We start from the raw sequence: 15,958 nt of genomic DNA on the forward strand, positions 1-15,958 counted from the left end.
GCCGAACACCTCGCCTGGCTCCGCGAGCGCCGCATCGTCCCGCGCATCGCACGCCCGGGCATCGAATCGAGCGAACGGCTCGGCCGCCACCGCTGGAAGATCGAGCGGTCCATCGCCTGGCTGTTCGACTACCGCCGCCTCACCGTCCGGTACGAACGCAAGGGCTCCCACTTCCTCGCCTTCCTCGGCCTCGCGGCCGCCCTCACCTGCTACAAGAAACTCGCCAAGATCACCACGTGAGACATCCTCTATGCCCCGGGGTGACCTCTTCTTATCGTGTGCAGCAGTGCGCGAAGTGAGCTGCGATTGGTCAGGATCACCTGCGCCGGTGAGTCGCTCTCGCGGAGGGCCGCGACGTCGCTGGCAAAGGCCACTTCGATGCAGTTGTTCCCGCCGCCTCCACAGAACGTCGAGCGCTGCCAGATGCGTTCGGTCAAGGTGCTAGTCCCCTCACAGATCGCGTGCGATGGACCGGATGAGTTTCTTCGACTCGTCGGGGTCGAGTGCTGAGCGTTCCATGAGGTCCAAGAGCGCACGGTAGTTGGCCAATGGCGTGGGAGCATCCACGAAATGGGCGCCGAAGGAGGTGTCCAGGTGGACTGTGTCCAGTTGGGGGACGGGGCCCTCGGCGTACAGGATGGACTGTCCCGCGCCGTGGAAGGATCCCGCGCTGAAGGGGATGACCAGGAACGTGACATTGTCCCGGTCCGCTGCGTCCGCTAGGTGTTCGAGCTGGTTCCTGGCTACGTCCCGTCCGCCGAACTGTAGGCGGAGTGCCGCCTCGTGGATGATGGCGAGGTAGGGCTTCGCGCTGTCGCCGGTGACAACGGCCTGGCGACTCATGCGGTGTGCAACCCGTAGTTCCACCTCCAAGCGAGGAAGCTTCGGCACTACAAGTTCGAAGATGGCCCTCGCGTGGTCTTCCGTCTGGAAGAGGCCGGGCACGTGCACGGTTTGCGCGGTGCGAATGCGGGTCGCGTAGTGCTCGACCTCGGAGACGTCGAGATGCCCGTCTGGAAGCTTTCCCCGGTACTCGTTCCACCAGGTGGCTGTTCGCCGGCTGCCCGCCATAGTGGCGAGCCCGTCGATCAGATCCTGGTCAGGACACTTGTAATAGCAGGCAAGTTGACGAACCCGTTCCTCACTGAGTCCGGTCCGGCCAGCCTCGATGTTGGAGATCATCGTGCGGTCCGCGCCGAGCGTCGCAGCCGCCTCCTGAATGGAGATTCCGGCCTGCTCGCGCAGTCGGCGCATCTCGATTGCCAGGCGTCTCTGGCGACCAGTGGGGGCGTTCCGTGGAGCCATGGATCCTCTCTCGTGGTGCGCGGAACAGTCTGGCAGTGCTGGTGGGCGCGGTCCAGTGAGTCCGTCAACTGCTCACTCATTCGTGGAAGTCGACTCACGTGTGAGTCGATGGTGCTCTAGCGTGTGAGGCACGCCACTCGCTCGGCGAGGCTGTGCCGACAGGCGTGCCCCCACCCCGAACCCGTAGGAGGCGCCCGCATGCCCGCGTATCCGACCCCGAAACCCGCGCTCCCCAACCCCCTCCCGTTCACCGCCCCTTGGGAGTACGAACTCGCCTTCCCCCGCGACCCTCGCGGCCCCAGCATCGCCAGGGCGACGCTGCGTGCGGTCCTCACCGCGCATGAACTGCATGAACTGGCCGCCCGTGCCGAGGCGTTGACCTCGGAGCTGGTCACCAATGCCATCCGCTACTCCGGCGGTCCCGCGACGATCCGGCTCTGCTGGTCGCACCCCGTGCTGCGGATCAGCGTCGCCGACGATGGCGGCATGGACGGCCTGCTGTTGCCGCCCGTACCACCCGCGCCAGACGCGATCCGTGGGCGTGGCCTGCTGATCCTCGATCTCATCGCGAACCGCTGGGGCGGCTTCCCGCTCGGGGGCGGCGGCAAGGTGGTCTGGTTCGAGCTGAGGCTGGACGGGGGGCCGCCACCTCTGGCGGCGGTGTCGGTGCTGGCGGCGTGACCGCCGGTGGGTGGGGGCGGCATCGATGGCCGGTTTACGTGGCGGGTGCTTGGCCGTCCGTCCGTATCGTCGTTGTGCACGTGGAAAGGCGGCTTCCCATGGGGGAGCGGGAGCCGGTCGGGCTCGCCGGTCTCTGTGGGGTATCCAGCACCAGGCGCCGCACCCGTTCCCGTTTCAGAGGGTTGCTGGCGAGTCGGGTACGGGTTTCCTCACGGGAACTGCCCTCAGCCGTAAGGAAACCCGTACCGGACTCGCCTTCCGGCCTCCGCACGCCGCGCGACGCGATGCGCTTCCGAAGGGAGCGACTGCATGGACGACCAGACGACGGTGACCGTCGTACAGAAGACCCACTCGGCCGAACTGGCCTTCCGCGGTCCCCACCCCCTGCTGGCCGACCATGTGCTGGGGTACACGGGGCAGAACTTCATGCTCCCCCAGCCACAGGTGCGACTGGTGACGGCGCTGGCAACGGTGATGCTCGCCATCGACTTCGAACCGCCGGTCCGGCATCTCGTCACCGGCACCCGGGGGCTACCACAGTGTTCCCTGCTCTCTCCGGTGTCCGGGCTGAGCGATGGCCCCTTCACCATCCGGCAGTCCGGACGGGAGTACGGCATGGTGGCGCTCCTCACGCCCCTGGGGGCCCGCGCGCTGTTCGGCTTCCCCTTGCGGGAACTGGCCTGCAGGAGCGTGCACCTCACTGATCTCCTGGGCGCGGACGGCAGGCGGCTCACCGAACAGCTCGCCGAGGCCCCGGACTGGTCCACCCGGTTCCGGATCACCGACGGCTTCCTGCTGGCCCGCATCGGCGCGGGGCCGGAACTGCCACCCCAGGTCGACCGGGTCTGGAGACGGCTGACAGATACCGCGACCGCGCCGATCAGTGCTCTGGCGGACGAAGTGGGCTGGTCCCGGCAGCACTTGCACGCCCGATTCCGCCAGGAGGTCGGGCTGTCCCCCAAGACCGTGGCACGCATCGCCCGATTGCAGCGCGTCATGGCCCTCATGCGCAGCACCCGCCCGCCCTCCTGGGCCGAAGCCGCCGCGACGTGCGGTTACACCGACCAGTCCCACCTCAACCGCGACTTCCGCCTGCTGACCGGCTGCACCCCTGCCGGTTTCCGCGCCCTTGACGACTGGTCCAGTGTCTACTGCGGCGATCCGCGCGTGTACGCGCTCCACTGACGCGTGACCTTCCTGGCCGTTGGGCCGGCCGATAGGTTCGCCCCATGGGATCACCACAGGCGGACGTACATCATTCGGCTTCGTCCTGGCAGCAGCCCTGCCCTCCGGCGGCCTCCGTCGAACGCAGTGTGCTGGTCGACAAGATCGCCAAGCGCATTCTGGCTCTCGGTCAAGGGCGGCTGCTCGTGGGGATCGACGGCTTCACCGCTACCGGGAAGACGAGCTTCGGGCATGAACTGGCCGAACGGATCAGTGCTGTGGGACGGCCGGTGCTGCGGGCGACTCTTGACGACTTCAAGAGGCCGTGGAGGGACCGGCACCTCTATGACCGGGAGTCCGGTGAGGGCTACTACCGCAACGCCTATGACTACGAGGCGGTCAAGCGCCTGCTGCTGGACCCCTGCCGGTCATCGGGAGCGACATCCTGCGTGCTGTGCAGCATCGACCCGCTGACCCAGCAGGATCACTCATCGGATGCGACGCCGCTCGGGGCGGACGCGGTGCTGATCGTGGATGGTGTCTTCGCGTTCCGGCCCGAGATCAATGAGTACTGGGACTTCCGGATCTGGTTGCAGGCGGATGCGGAGCTGTCCGTTCAGCGGGGTGCCGAGCGTGACGAGGACTGGGCAGGAGCCGAAGCGGAGTTGATCCACCGCAACAGGTATCCGGTGGCCGAGCGTATCTATCTTCAGGAAGTCGACCCGTTGCCGATGATGGACGTTGTCATCGACAACTCGGTGTTCGCGCGTCCGCAGGTCGTGACACCGTGACTGTGGCCGTCAGCTGTCAGTAGGTGTACAGAGCCGTGGTGTCGAGGACAGTGTTGATCGGGTCCCCGACCGGCACCGGATCGCCGAATTTGCTTTCCACCCGTGCGCGGTAGCGGTCACCGCTGGGGAGGGAGTAGAGGAGACACTGGCCCTCGACGGGGTTGACGATGAGGTAGTAGGGGATGCCTGCCTGGGCGTACTTGGTCGCTTTCCGGTGGGTGTCGTTCTCCGGGTTCGACTCGGAAGCGACCTCGACCACGAGGATGACTTCGTCCGCGGGGAACTTCTTGAGTTGCGTGCCGCGGTAGGACGGGTCGGCGACGGACAGGTCCGGGCGCACAAGCGTCTTGCCGTGCCAGCCCTCGTAAACGGTGTCCACTTCCTTCATGACGCACCATTTCGCACCGAGCTGGAGCGCGATGGCGATCACCATTTGGCCGTGAGCGCTGGTAACCACGGTGTCGAAACGCACCTCTCCGTCGATCATCTCGGCGTGGTAGTCCGGGTGCATCTCGTCGAATTCCTCGAACTTCCGCATTTCCTCAGTCGTCACCGGGCACTCCAACTGTGTTGTCATAGCGTGCCCTCCCCTCTGGTACTGGTCCTCGCCAGGGTAGCGACGTGCGAGCGATCCTCCCTCGGCATCGGGCCGTCCGCACACGTTTCGTACTCAACGCCCCCGAACGGGCGAACGCCTCACGCCCCCACACGCACCCGTTCCCCCGTCGTCGCCGCGCGCTCGATGCCGGCGAGGAGGCGCTGGTGGCGGGCCGCGTGGGCGAAGTCCGGTACCAGGGACGTGCCTTGGGTCAGGTCGGCGTGGATGCGGGCGTACTGCGCGCCGACGTTGTACACCGGCTGGTCGTGCAGGTCGGCGAGGGCGGGGACGTCGTAGTAGCGGGCCGGGACCGGGAGTTCGGAGAGGTCGGTGGCCGTGCCGTGCGCGCCGCGTATCGTGAGCGCGGCCTGTTGCAGGTGGCCCGAGTCGCCCGTGATGACCAGGTCGCCGTCCGTTCCGTTGATCTCCCAGTGGAAGTTCGTGCCCCGCGACAGTCCGCCGCGGAAGTGCACCGACGCCACCGCACCCGAACCCAGCGTGCCGGTCACCGCGATCTGGTCCTCGACCGTCATGGTCGCCGCACGACCGGTGCCCTCCTCGTGCACCACGGGCCGCCGCGTCGCCATCGTCGCGGAGACCTCGGTGAACTCGCCCAGCACCATGGACACCGCGTCCAGGGTGTGCCCGAAGGGGATGGTGAGCATGGTGCCGCCGTTGGTGCGGTCGAGGAGGTAGGCGCCGCTCGGCTCGAAGGCCGGGCCCCAGCGTCGGCCCGAGGCGACCAGGCTGGTCGAGAGGACCTCGCCCACGTAGCCGTCGGCGATCAGGTCGCGTACGTAGCGGATCGCGGGGGCGTTGCGGGCCTGCAGGCCCGCGAAGGTGCGGACGTTCGACGCCGCGCCCGCCTTGGCCAACTCATCCGCCTCCGCTGTCCCGTTGCCGAGGGGCCACTCGGAGAGCACCGACTTGCCCGCGTCCAGGGCGGCCAGCACCACCTCGCGGTGCAGCGGTACCCGCACGCTCACCACAACGAGGTCGACGTCGTCGCTGCGGACCAGCTCCTCGGTGCTGCCGAAGGCCGCCGGGATGCCGTACTTCGCACCCGCCTCCCGGGCGGAAGCGTCGCTTCCGGCGGACAGGGCGCGTACGTCGAAGCCGTCCAGCCGTGTCAGTACGGGCAGATGGGCCTGGGCGGCCCAGCCGCCGCGCGCGGAGAGACCGACGATGCCGACGCGGACCGGTGCGGTGGTGGTGTCGTGTGTGTCGTGGAAGTTCATGGCTCGGACAGTAGGAGAACCAGGGTGATTACCCGCAAGGGGTGTTGGTATCTTCTGGAAACCATGGCCCATGACATCTATGCATTGATGTGCCCCGGCAGAGCCGTCTTCGAGCTGCTCGCCAACAAGTGGACGGGGCTCGCGATCACCGCCCTCGAGGACGGCCCGCGTCGGTTCGGCGAGCTGCGCCGCAAGCTCGAGGGGATCAGCCCGAAGGTGCTGACCCAGACACTGCGGCGGCTCGAGGACAACGGCCTCGTCCAGCGGACCGTGTACCCCGAAGTCCCGCCGCGCGTCGAGTACGAGCTCACCGCGCTGGGGCGCGGCGCGCTCGAGCCGCTGGCGCAGCTGCGTCGCTGGGTGCGTGCGAATACCGGGAATTTCGCGATCGCGGAGGAAGCCCGGGCCTGAAATGTGATCTCCGTTGCGCCGCAGGGGAGTTACGATCACCGCGTTTCCGACCGTATCTGCCCAGGAGCGTGCCATGCCTTGGATTCGCCTGCCCGACGGCCCCGATGCGTATCTCGTCGAACCGGAGCCGAAACGCACTCCCACAGCCACTGTGGTCGTGGGTGCGGAGCTGTTCGGTGTCACGCCGTGGGTGGAGGGCGTGTGCGAGCGGTTGGCCCGGGCCGGGTATGTGGCCGTGGCGCCGGACTACTACTGGCGGGAGGCCCGCCGCGCGGCGCTCGGGTACGACGACGCGGGCCGTGCGGAGGGGTTCCGGCTGCTGGGCACGCTCACCCGGGACGGCGTGGCGGCGGACACCGCAGCCGCGCTGGCGGCCGGGGCCGGGGGAGTGCGGGCGTTCGCCGGGTTCTCGGTCGGCGGGCATCTGGGGGTGCTCGCCGCCACCCGGGTGCAACTCGACGTCGTCGTCAGCTGTTACGGGGGCTGGACCCTGGACGGCGGGATTCCGCTCGCCGAGCCGGAGCCGCCGCTCTCCCCGGCCGGAGCCGCCGCCATCGCGGCGCACGGCACGTTCCTGCTGGGGCTGGTGGGGGAGCGGGACTTCCTCGTGACCGCCGATGAGCGGGAGCGGATGGGGGAGCGGCTCCAAGATGCTGGCGTACGGCATGAGTTGGTGACGTATCCGGACGCGGCGCACGGGTTCCTGTGCGAGGACCGGCCGGATACGTACCACGCACGAGCGGCGGAGGCCGCGTGGGAGAGGATCGTGCACGCCCTGGGTCAGGGTCCTAACCTGACCCCATGAACATCACCGTCTTCTGCTCCGCCGCCGACCTCGACGACCGCTACACCGCCCCCGCCCGTGAATTCGCCGAGCTGATCGGCAAGGGCGGGCACACCATGGTCTGGGGCGGTTCGGAGTCCGGGCTGATGAAGGTGATGGCCGACAACGTGCAGCAGCACGGCGGGCGTCTGGTCGGGATCTCCGTGGAGTTCCTCGCGGAGAAGGCCCGCGCGAACGCGGACGAGATGGTGATCGCCAAGGACCTCGCCGAGCGGAAGGCGGGGCTGATCGGGCGCGGCGATGCCGTCGTCGTCATGGTCGGCGGCACGGGGACGCTCGACGAGGCGACGGAGATCCTGGAGCTGAAGAAGCACGGGTTGCACGACAAGCCCGTGGTGGTGCTGAACACCGCCGGGTTCTACGACGGGCTGAAGGAGCAGTTCCGGCGGATGGAGGCGGAGGGTTTCCTGCCGCTGCCCGTTGCGGAGTTGGTGTTCTTCGCCGAGGACGGGCCGAGCGCGATGACGTACCTCGAGGGGCTCGAGGGGTCTGCCAGGGCGCGGTAGGGCAAACTGGCGCGCATGCCAACACATGTGATCACCGGGGCAGGGTCGGGCATCGGAGAGGCCGTCGCCGAGCGGCTGCTCGCACGCGGGGACGAGCTGTACCTGTTCGCGCGGGACGCGGGGCGGGCCAAGGAGCTGGCCGAGCGGTTCCCGGGTGCCAAGACCCTCGTCGCCGACCTGGCCAACCCCGACCGGCTGTCCTGGGCGCTGAGCCACCAGACGCTGCCCGACCGCATCGACTCGCTGCTGCACGTCGCGGGCGTGGTCGACCTCGGATCGGTCGGTGATCTGACGACGAAGACCTGGAACGGCACGCTCGCGGTCAACCTCATCGCGCCGGCCGAGCTCACCCGGCTGCTGCTGCCGCAACTGCGCGTCTCCAAGGGGCACGTCGTCTTCGTCAACTCGGGGGCCGGGCTCAACGCGGGCCCGGGGTGGAGCGCGTACGCCGCGAGCAAGCACGGGCTCAAGGCGCTCGCCGACTCGCTGCGGGCGGAGGAGCACGGGCACGGGGTGCGGGTCACCAGCGTCTACCCGGGGCGCACGGCCACCGCGATGCAGGAGAAGGTGCATCAGCAGGAGGGCAAGGATTACCAGGCGGGCAAGTGGATCGACCCGCAGTCGGTCGCGACCACGATGCTGCTGGCCCTCGACCTGCCCCGGGACGCCGAGATCAACGACATGACGGTCCGCCCGGGCCGCTGAGCGGCGCACTCCGCGTCTCGTACCCTTCCCGGGTGAGCGAGAAGAGCGTGCTGAAGTGGGGCCCCGGTACCGCCACCGGGGTCGGGTCGATGCCCGGGACGGACGCCCGGGAGGCGGCGAAGACCGTCACCGGGTCCCTGGAGACCCTGCCGTACCTGCCGGAGCTGCCCGCCCGCGGGCCCGGCGCGGACATGATCGGCCGTACGGCGGGGCTGCTCGTCGACGTGTTCGCGCACGTCGAGCCGAGCGGGTGGCGGATCAGCGACCGCCCCGGGCGGGACACCCGGCGCGGCCGGTCCTGGCTGGGCGAGGACCTGGACGCGCTCGAGGAGTTCACCCAGGGGTACGAGGGCGCGCTGAAGGTCTCCGCGGTCGGCCCGTGGACGCTGGCCGCCGCGCTCGAACTGCGCGGCGGCGAGGCCGCGCTGAGCGACGCGGGGGCCTGCCGGGACCTGGCCGCCTCGCTCGCGGAAGGGCTGCGCAACCACCTCGCCGAGGTACGGCGCCGGGTGCCCGGAGCACAGGTCGTGCTGCAACTCGACGAACCCTCGCTGACCGCGGTGCTGAGCGGCCGGATCCGTACGGCCAGCGGCTACCGCACCCACCGGGCGGTCGACCGGAGCGTTGTCGAGGGCGCGCTGCGGGATGTGGGGGAGGTCGCCGAGGGCACGCTGGTCGTCCACTGCTGCGCGCCCGGGGTGCCCTTCGGGCTGCTGCGGCGGGCCGGGGCGGCGGGCATCTCGTTCGATTTCTCGTTGATCACCGAACGTGAGGACGACGCCCTCGGCGAGGCCGTGGAGGCGGGCACCAGGCTCTTCGCGGGCGTGGTGCCCGGCGTGGACGGCCCATTGTCCGACCCTGCCGGTAGCGTCATGGGGGTCAGGACGTTGTGGCGCAAGCTGGGGTTGTCGCCGGGGGCTCTCGCGGAGTCCGTGGCGGTCACCCCGTCGTGCGGGCTCGCGGGCGCTTCGCCCGCATATGCCCGTGCGGCCCTCGCCCACTGCGTCCGGGCGGCCAGATCACTCGCGGACAACCCAGAGTGATGGCGCTGAGAGAACAACGGAGGGACGAGACGGTGGCGGTCGAACAGCGGGGCAACGCGGGCGGCACGCCGGCCGAGGCGCGGGAACGGCACGCGCTGCTGGCCGAGCAGATCGAGGAGCACCGCTTCCGGTATTACGTGAAGGACGCGCCGGTCATCACCGACGCCGAGTTCGACCGGCTGATGCGCGCGCTCGAGGCCCTGGAGGGGGAGCATCCCGAGCTGCGCACGCCCGACTCGCCCACCCAGAAGGTCGCCGGGGCGTACGAGACGGAGTTCACCTCCGTCGAGCACCGCGAGCGGATGCTGTCGCTGGACAACGCCTTCACCGACGAGGAGCTGGCCGCCTGGGCCGACCGCGTCGCCAAGGACATCGGCGAGGGCGCGCTCTACCACTTCCTGTGCGAGCTGAAGGTCGACGGCCTCGCCGTCAACCTCACCTACGAGCACGGGCGGCTCACCCGCGCCGCCACCCGTGGCGACGGCCGCACGGGCGAGGACATCACGCCCAACGTCCGCACCATCGCCGAGGTCCCCGACCGCCTCCAGGGCGATCGCGTCCCGGCCCTCGTCGAGGTGCGCGGCGAGGTCTACTTCCCGATGGCGGAGTTCGAGAAGCTGAACGCCCGTCTGGTGGAGGCGGGCAAGGCCCCGTTCGCCAACCCCCGCAACGCGGCGGCCGGTTCGCTGCGCCAGAAGGACCCGCGGGTCACCGCGACCCGGCCCCTGCACATGGTGGTGCACGGCGTCGGCGCGCGCGAGGGCTTCGACATCGACTGCCAGTCGCACGCCTACGAGCTGCTGCGCGAATGGGGCCTGCCCACCGCCGCGCACGCCAAGGTCGTCAACTCCCTCGACGACGTACGGAAGTTCATCGCCCACTACGGGCAGCCCAAGACCCGGCACTCGATGGAGCACGAGATCGACGGCGTGGTCGTCAAGCTCGACGAGATCCCCCTCCAGGGACGGCTCGGCTCCACGGCCCGCGCCCCGCGCTGGGCCATCGCCTGGAAGTACCCGCCGGAGGAGGTCAACACCAAGCTCATCGACATCCGCGTCGGTGTCGGCCGCACCGGGCGCGTGACCCCGCAGGCGGTCTTCGAGCCGGTCACGGTGGCCGGCTCCGAGGTCGAGTTCGCCACCCTGCACAACCAGGACGTCGTCAAGGCCAAGGGCGTCCTCATCGGCGACACCGTCGTCATCCGCAAGGCCGGCGATGTGATCCCCGAGGTCCTCGGCCCCGTCGTGGAGCTGCGGGACGGCACCGAGCGGGAGTTCGTCATGCCCGCCGAGTGCCCGGAGTGCGGAGCCGGACTGCGCCCGATGAAGGAGGGCGACATCGACCTGAGGTGCCCCAACGCCCAGGCATGTCCCGGCCAGATCCGTGAGCGCGTCTACTACCTGGCGGGCCGTGAGTGCCTCGACATCGAGAACTTCGGCTATGTGGCGGCCTCCGCCCTCACCCAGCCCCTGGAACCGGCCACTCCGCCGATGAAGAACGAGGGTGACCTCTTCGACCTGACGATCGAAGAGCTCCTGCCCATCAAGTCGTACGTGCGCGACCAGGACAGCGGCCTGCCCAAGCACGACCCCAAGACGGGCGAGGAGAAGGTCGTCACCTTCTTCGCCAACCAGAAGGGCGAGCCGAAGAAGAACGCCCTGGCCATGCTGGAGAACATCCAGGCCGCCAAGCAGCGCCCGCTCGCCCGCGTCATCAACGGACTGTCCATCCGTCACGTCGGCCCCGTCGCCGCCGCGGCGCTGGCCCGCGAGTTCCGTTCGATCGACCGGATCGCCGAGGCGACCGAGGAGGAACTCGCCGCTGTCGACGGCGTTTCCGTCATCATCGCCGCCGCCGTGAAGGAGTGGTTCGCCGAGGAATGGCACCGCGAGATCGTGGAGAAGTGGCAGGCCGCCGGCGTCCGCATGGAAGAGGAGGCCGGCGAGGACGAAGGGCCGAGGCCCCTGGCCGGGCTGACCGTCGTCGTCACCGGAACCCTCGCTTCCCACACCCGTGACGGGGCCAAGGAGGCACTCCAGAGCAGGGGAGCGAAGGTGACCGGATCGGTCTCCAAGAAGACCGACTTCGTCGTCGTCGGCGACAATCCCGGTTCCAAGTACGACAAGGCGATGCAGCTGAAGGTGCCCGTGCTCGAAGAGGACGGCTTCGCCGTGCTGCTCGAGGAAGGCCCCGAGGCCGCCCGCGCCGCAGCCGTGCCCCAGGAGGCCACCCCGTCGGAGTAATGCCCGCATAGGCAGTGGGCATTACCCCTACAGCGCATACCAGATGGCTGCTTCAGGCCGGATCCGGTTCGGGCAACCGCTGCCGATCGCTGCCCGTCGTAGCCTTCTGCGGCCTACTGTTGAGATGTGCGCCTGCCGTGGCGCGGCACCGGGCACCGCCGGCTGTGAGAGGGACGGGCATGAAACCCACCACCGACAGCGCCGAACCGGTATCGCGGCTGCGCCGGGATCCACCGAACGCGCTTCCGGTGGTCTGTGTCCCTCTCGCGGCGCTGGTGCTCACTGCCGGCATCCTGCGCGTCCTCGACTCCGGCCGGGCCCTGTTCCCCGGCCACACCGTCGGCTGGTCGCTGGCCACGCTCACGGCGCTCATCGTCGCCCATCTCGTCGCCCTCGGCCGCGACCGCTGGTGGGGCGGCACCGGTTCCGGTGCCGCCCTCACCCTGGCCGTGCTGCTGCTCTTCGGCTGGCTCCCCGCCGCCCTCATCGGCATTGCCGTCGTCACCTTCGTCGCGATAGCCCGCCGGCACCGATGGCGGCAGGCCCTGCTGCACTGCGCCGTCGACGTCCTGGGCGTCGCGGCCGGCGGCCTCGTCCTCACCGCCTGGCACACCCGCGTCACCGTCGAGCACCCCTGGCTGCCCGACACCTGGCGGCCCGCGGACGTCCCCGAGATCGCCCTGACCGCCTTCGTCTACCTCGCCGTCACCCGCGCCCTGCTCTGGCGCTATCTCGCCCCGAGGACGGGGTTGACCACAGGCATCGCCCGCGCCGCCCTCATCCGGCAGGCGCTCGTCGGCGGAGCCCTGCTCGGCATCGCCCCGCTCATCGCCGTGGTCGCCGACCACGCGCCCCTGCTCCTCCCGCTCTTCGCGGTCCCGCTCATCGCCCTCGACTCCACCCTGTGGATCGCCCACGCCCGCGCCGAGGAGCAATTGCGCGACCCCCTCACCGGGCTGCCCAACCGCCAGTGGCTGCTCGACCGCACCTGGGCCGCCCTCGACGAGGCCGAACAGGCCGCGGACCGCACCGCGCTCGTCCTCATCGACCTCGACCGCTTCCGGTCCGTCAACGACACGCTCGGCCACACCGCCGGCGACCGGCTGCTGCTCCAGATCGCCGCACGGCTGCGCCTGGCCCTGCCGCGCGACGCGGAGGCCGCCCGGCTGGGCGGAGACGAGTTCGCGGTGCTGCTGCCCGTCACCGACTCCCTCACCAGCGCCCAGCGCGTCGCCCGCTCGCTGGTCGCCGCCCTCGGCTCGCCGCTCGACCTCGACGGGCTCACGCTCGTCCTCGAGGCCAGCGCCGGCGTCGCCGTCTACCCCGACCACGCGCTCGACGCCGAGGGCCTGCTGCGCCGTGCCGACGTGGCGATGTACCAGGCCAAGCGGGACCGCAGCGGCGTCGAGGTGTACGAGGCCCGCCGCGACGGCAACACCCCCGACCGGCTCGGGCTGTTGGGCGATCTGCGCCGTGCCCTGGACGCGGGCGAGGTGGAGCTCCACTACCAGCCGAAGGTCGGCTTCGACGGGCACGTCGAGGGGCTCGAGGCCCTGGTCCGCTGGGTCCACCCCGAGCGCGGGCGGGTCTCCCCGGACGAGTTCATCGCCATCGCCGAGTCCTCCGGACTGATGCCGCGGCTGACCGAGTACGTCCTGGAGACCGCGCTGGCCCAGGTGGCCCAGTGGCGGGCGATGGGCATCGAGGTGCCGGTCGCCGTCAACGTCTCGCCGCGCGACGTCCACACCCCCGGCTTCGCGGGCTCGGTCGCCGCCCGGCTCGCCCGGCACGGGGTCCCTCCGGGGGCGCTCCAGCTGGAAATAACCGAGCATGTCCTGCTCGAGGACCCGCAGCGCGCCGCGGACACACTGGCCGGGCTCACCGGCCACGGCGTGAAGATGTCCCTCGACGACTTCGGCACCGGCTACTCCTCCCTGGTGCACCTGCGGCGGCTTCCGGTGAGCGAGCTCAAGATCGACCGCTCGTTCGTCGCCCGGCTCGCGATCGACAACGAGGACGCGGAGATCGTGCGGTGCACGCTGGATCTGGCGCATTCCCTGGGGCTGCTCGTCGTCGCCGAGGGCGTCGAGGACGACGAGACGTGGGAGCGTCTGCGGGATCTGGGATGCGACGCGGTGCAGGGGTGGCTGGTGGCGGCCGCCATGCCGCCGGACGAGACGACGGCCTGGCTGCGCCTGCGCAGTGAGGGCGGTGCGCACAGGGAAGGCACGCCGGTGCCGCGGGTGGTTTCGGCTGCCGCCGAGGAGGATGCGGTCACGTAGCCGGGGGCGGTTCAGAACCGGCGCGGCGAATCCATTTCGCGGCTGAGGTGTGCCCGGCCATAGGATTGGGCCGAAACCAACACACTCACCCTGAGGATCGCTGCATGCCTGGCATCACGCGCGAGGAGGTCGCCCACCTCGCCCGGCTGGCGCGCCTGGAGCTGAAGGACGAAGAGCTCGATCACTTCGCCACTCAGCTCGACGACATCATCGGCGCGGTCGCCCGCGTCGCCGAGGTCGCCGAACAGGACGTCCCGCCGACCTCCCACCCGCTGCCGCTGACCAACGTCATGCGCCCGGACGTCGTCCGTGCGTCGCTGACCCCGCAGGAGGCGCTGTCCGGCGCTCCCGCGCAGGAGCAGCAGCGTTTCAAGGTGCCGCAGATCCTGGGGGAGGAGTAATCGCATGACGGAGATCGTCAAGCTCACAGCTGCCGAGATCGCCGGGAAGATCGCCTCCGGCGAGCTCACGGCCGTCGAGGTCACCGAGGCCCATCTGGCCCGTATCGAGGCCGTCGACGAGAAGGTGCACGCCTTCCTGCACGTCGACCGCGAGGGTGCCCTCGCGCAGGCCCGCGCCGTGGACGCCAAGCGCGCCCGCGGCGAGAAGCTCGGCCCGCTGGCCGGCGTACCGCTCGCGCTCAAGGACATCTTCACTACCAAGGGGATCCCGACCACGGTCGGTTCCAAGATCCTCGAGGGCTGGATCCCGCCGTACGACGCGACGCTCACCCAGCGCCTGAAGGACGCCGACGTCGTCATCCTCGGCAAGACCAACATGGACGAGTTCGCCATGGGGTCCTCCACCGAGAACAGCGCGTACGGCCCGACCGGCAACCCCTGGGACCTGACCAAGATCCCCGGCGGTTCCGGCGGCGGCTCCTCCGCGGCGCTCGCCGCGTACGAGGCGCCCCTCGCGATCGGCACGGACACCGGCGGTTCCATCCGTCAGCCCGCTTCCGTCACCGGCACCGTCGGCGTCAAGCCGACCTACGGCGCCGTCTCCCGCTACGGCATGGTCGCCTTCTCGTCCTCGCTGGACCAGGGCGGTCCCTGTGCCCGTACGGTCCTGGACGCGGCGCTGCTGCACGAGGTCATCGCCGGCCACGACCCGCTCGACTCCACCTCCATCGACGCCCCGGTCCCGCCGGTCGTCGAGGCGGCGCGGAACGGCTCGGTCGAGGGGATGCGCGTCGGCGTCGTCAAGCAGTTCCGCGGCGAGGGCTACCAGGCCGGTGTCCTGCAGCGCTTCGACGAGTCCGTCGAGCTGCTGAAGGAGCTGGGCGCCGAGATCGTCGAGCTGGACTGCCCGTCCTTCGACCTCGCGCTGGCCGCGTACTACCTGATCGCGCCCTCCGAGTGCTCCTCGAACCTGGCCCGCTTCGACGGCCTGCGCTACGGCCTGCGGGCCGGCGACGACGGCACCCGCTCCGCCGAGGACGTCACCGCGCTGACCCGCGAGACCGGCTTCGGCCCCGAGGTCAAGCGCCGTGTGATGCTCGGTACGTACGCGCTCAGCTCCGGCTACTACGACGCGTACTACGGCTCCGCGCAGAAGGTGCGCACGCTCATCACCCGTGATTTCGAGCGGGCCTTCGAGCAGGTCGACGTGATCGTTTCGCCGACCACGCCGACCACCGCCTTCGCGATCGGCGAGCGTGCCGACGACCCGATGGCGATGTACCTCGCGGACCTGTGCACCATCCCGACCAACCTGGCGGGCAACGCGGCCATGTCGCTGCCGTGCGGCCTCGCCCCGGAGGACGGGCTCCCCGTGGGGCTCCAGATCATCGCCCCGGCCATGAAGGACGAGCGGCTCTACAAGGTCGGTGCCGCGGTCGAGGCCGCGTTCACCGGGCGCTGGGGCCATCCGCTGCTGGAGGAGGCACCTTCACTGTGAGTGCGATCAAGAAGGCCAAGGGCTTCAAGAAGTCCAGGGCAGGCACGTATCTGTCCATCGGCACCACGCTGTTCGGCGCGGTGAGCGTGGCCAAGCAGGCGAAGAAGGCGCGCACCGAGCAGGATGCGCTCCAGCTGGTCGACGCGGTCGTCTCCGCGGCCGCCATCGTCACCGGCGTCGCCCTGCTCGTCCGCGAGCTGCGCCGTATGACCAGCGACGACGTCCTCGCGGACTGAGCCGGGACTGAG

General features: G+C 70.0%; 18 protein-coding genes. 14 read left to right on the forward strand and 4 right to left on the reverse strand.

The window, feature by feature from the left end; all coding sequences use genetic code 11:
- A partial coding sequence (locus tag ACV530_RS27190; RefSeq protein ID WP_494335263.1) for a transposase occupies positions 1 to 240 on the forward strand: 240 nt, incomplete at its 5' end.
- An 8-nt stretch (positions 241 to 248) separates the two neighbouring features.
- On the opposite strand, the gene ACV530_RS27195 is transcribed toward ACV530_RS27190, so the two are convergent.
- Both ACV530_RS27195 and ACV530_RS27200 read right to left on the reverse strand, forming a co-directional pair.
- The gene (locus ACV530_RS27195) at positions 249 to 437 is read right to left on the reverse strand and encodes a DUF397 domain-containing protein (protein ID WP_494335264.1); all 189 of its coding nucleotides are present in this window, start codon (positions 435 to 437) and stop codon (positions 249 to 251) included.
- Between the two features lie 13 nt (positions 438 to 450).
- On the reverse strand, positions 451 to 1,254 hold the full coding sequence (locus tag ACV530_RS27200; RefSeq protein ID WP_494335265.1) for a helix-turn-helix domain-containing protein: 804 nt from the start codon (positions 1,252 to 1,254) through the stop codon (positions 451 to 453).
- A 249-nt stretch (positions 1,255 to 1,503) separates the two neighbouring features.
- Between ACV530_RS27200 and ACV530_RS27205 the strand changes: the two genes are divergently transcribed.
- From ACV530_RS27205 to ACV530_RS27215, 3 genes are all read left to right on the forward strand, one after another.
- On the forward strand, positions 1,504 to 1,986 hold the full coding sequence (locus ACV530_RS27205) for an ATP-binding protein (protein WP_494335266.1): 483 nt from the start codon (positions 1,504 to 1,506) through the stop codon (positions 1,984 to 1,986).
- Positions 1,987 to 2,295: 309 nt separating this feature from the next.
- Positions 2,296 to 3,171, forward strand: a complete 876-nt coding sequence (locus tag ACV530_RS27210) for a helix-turn-helix domain-containing protein (protein ID WP_494335267.1) — start codon at positions 2,296 to 2,298, stop codon at positions 3,169 to 3,171.
- A 128-nt stretch (positions 3,172 to 3,299) separates the two neighbouring features.
- Positions 3,300 to 3,941, forward strand: coding sequence for a nucleoside/nucleotide kinase family protein (locus ACV530_RS27215; RefSeq protein ID WP_494335268.1), 642 nt, complete (start codon positions 3,300 to 3,302; stop codon positions 3,939 to 3,941).
- A gap of 16 nt (positions 3,942 to 3,957) precedes the next feature.
- Here ACV530_RS27215 and ACV530_RS27220 read toward each other — a convergent pair whose 3' ends face one another.
- The gene (locus ACV530_RS27220) at positions 3,958 to 4,494 is read right to left on the reverse strand and encodes a Uma2 family endonuclease (RefSeq protein ID WP_494335269.1); all 537 of its coding nucleotides are present in this window, start codon (positions 4,492 to 4,494) and stop codon (positions 3,958 to 3,960) included.
- 143 nt (positions 4,495 to 4,637) lie between these two features.
- Entirely contained in the window at positions 4,638 to 5,777 is a 1,140-nt protein-coding gene (locus ACV530_RS27225; RefSeq protein WP_494335270.1) for a Gfo/Idh/MocA family protein, read from the reverse strand.
- A gap of 63 nt (positions 5,778 to 5,840) precedes the next feature.
- On the opposite strand from ACV530_RS27225, the gene ACV530_RS27230 reads away from it, so the two are divergent.
- The 10 genes from ACV530_RS27230 (at position 5,841) to ACV530_RS27275 (ending at position 15,946) form a co-directional block, all read left to right on the forward strand.
- A complete protein-coding gene (locus ACV530_RS27230; RefSeq protein WP_494335271.1) occupies positions 5,841 to 6,188 on the forward strand; it encodes a winged helix-turn-helix transcriptional regulator in 348 nt (115 codons plus the stop codon).
- Positions 6,189 to 6,261: 73 nt separating this feature from the next.
- On the forward strand, positions 6,262 to 6,993 hold the full coding sequence (locus ACV530_RS27235) for a dienelactone hydrolase family protein (protein WP_494335272.1): 732 nt from the start codon (positions 6,262 to 6,264) through the stop codon (positions 6,991 to 6,993).
- A complete protein-coding gene (locus ACV530_RS27240) occupies positions 6,990 to 7,538 on the forward strand; it encodes an LOG family protein (protein WP_494335273.1) in 549 nt (182 codons plus the stop codon). The genes ACV530_RS27235 and ACV530_RS27240 overlap by 4 nt, the downstream gene beginning before the upstream one ends.
- A 15-nt stretch (positions 7,539 to 7,553) precedes the next feature.
- A complete protein-coding gene (locus tag ACV530_RS27245; protein WP_494335274.1) occupies positions 7,554 to 8,243 on the forward strand; it encodes an SDR family oxidoreductase in 690 nt (229 codons plus the stop codon).
- A 32-nt stretch (positions 8,244 to 8,275) separates the two neighbouring features.
- Positions 8,276 to 9,286, forward strand: coding sequence for a methionine synthase (locus ACV530_RS27250; RefSeq protein WP_494335275.1), 1,011 nt, complete (start codon positions 8,276 to 8,278; stop codon positions 9,284 to 9,286).
- Between the two features lie 32 nt (positions 9,287 to 9,318).
- Complete coding sequence (gene ligA, locus ACV530_RS27255) at positions 9,319 to 11,529, forward strand: NAD-dependent DNA ligase LigA (protein WP_494335276.1); 2,211 nt, start codon at positions 9,319 to 9,321, stop codon at positions 11,527 to 11,529.
- Between the two features lie 179 nt (positions 11,530 to 11,708).
- On the forward strand, positions 11,709 to 13,811 hold the full coding sequence (locus ACV530_RS27260; RefSeq protein WP_494335277.1) for a putative bifunctional diguanylate cyclase/phosphodiesterase: 2,103 nt from the start codon (positions 11,709 to 11,711) through the stop codon (positions 13,809 to 13,811).
- 104 nt (positions 13,812 to 13,915) lie between these two features.
- Positions 13,916 to 14,212 carry an Asp-tRNA(Asn)/Glu-tRNA(Gln) amidotransferase subunit GatC gene (gene gatC / locus ACV530_RS27265; protein WP_494335278.1) on the forward strand — a complete coding sequence of 99 codons (297 nt, stop codon included), beginning with the start codon at positions 13,916 to 13,918 and terminating at the stop codon, positions 14,210 to 14,212.
- Between the two features lie 4 nt (positions 14,213 to 14,216).
- A complete protein-coding gene (gene gatA / locus ACV530_RS27270) occupies positions 14,217 to 15,710 on the forward strand; it encodes an Asp-tRNA(Asn)/Glu-tRNA(Gln) amidotransferase subunit GatA (protein WP_494335279.1) in 1,494 nt (497 codons plus the stop codon).
- Positions 15,707 to 15,946 carry a hypothetical protein gene (locus ACV530_RS27275; RefSeq protein WP_494335280.1) on the forward strand — a complete coding sequence of 80 codons (240 nt, stop codon included), beginning with the start codon at positions 15,707 to 15,709 and terminating at the stop codon, positions 15,944 to 15,946. The genes gatA and ACV530_RS27275 overlap by 4 nt, the downstream gene beginning before the upstream one ends.
- Positions 15,947 to 15,958: the final 12 nt, after the last annotated feature.

It is taken from the genome of Streptomyces sp. SX-6 (assembly GCF_059089585.1).

Bases quoted from the DNA above. Each gene is read 5' to 3' on its own strand.
- ACV530_RS27200 (WP_494335265.1), bottom strand. From the start codon at position 1,254: ATGCGCCGACTGCGCGAGCAGGCCGGAATCTCCATTCAGGAGGCGGCT.
- ACV530_RS27205 (WP_494335266.1), top strand. From the start codon at position 1,504: ATGCCCGCGTATCCGACCCCGAAACCCGCGCTCCCCAACCCCCTCCCG.
- ACV530_RS27210 (WP_494335267.1), top strand. From the start codon at position 2,296: ATGGACGACCAGACGACGGTGACCGTCGTACAGAAGACCCACTCGGCC.
- ACV530_RS27225 (WP_494335270.1), bottom strand. From the start codon at position 5,777: ATGAACTTCCACGACACACACGACACCACCACCGCACCGGTCCGCGTC.
- ACV530_RS27230 (WP_494335271.1), top strand. From the start codon at position 5,841: ATGGCCCATGACATCTATGCATTGATGTGCCCCGGCAGAGCCGTCTTC.
- ACV530_RS27235 (WP_494335272.1), top strand. From the start codon at position 6,262: ATGCCTTGGATTCGCCTGCCCGACGGCCCCGATGCGTATCTCGTCGAA.
- ACV530_RS27240 (WP_494335273.1), top strand. From the start codon at position 6,990: ATGAACATCACCGTCTTCTGCTCCGCCGCCGACCTCGACGACCGCTAC.
- ACV530_RS27245 (WP_494335274.1), top strand. From the start codon at position 7,554: ATGCCAACACATGTGATCACCGGGGCAGGGTCGGGCATCGGAGAGGCC.
- ACV530_RS27260 (WP_494335277.1), top strand. From the start codon at position 11,709: ATGAAACCCACCACCGACAGCGCCGAACCGGTATCGCGGCTGCGCCGG.
- gatC (WP_494335278.1), top strand. From the start codon at position 13,916: ATGCCTGGCATCACGCGCGAGGAGGTCGCCCACCTCGCCCGGCTGGCG.
- gatA (WP_494335279.1), top strand. From the start codon at position 14,217: ATGACGGAGATCGTCAAGCTCACAGCTGCCGAGATCGCCGGGAAGATC.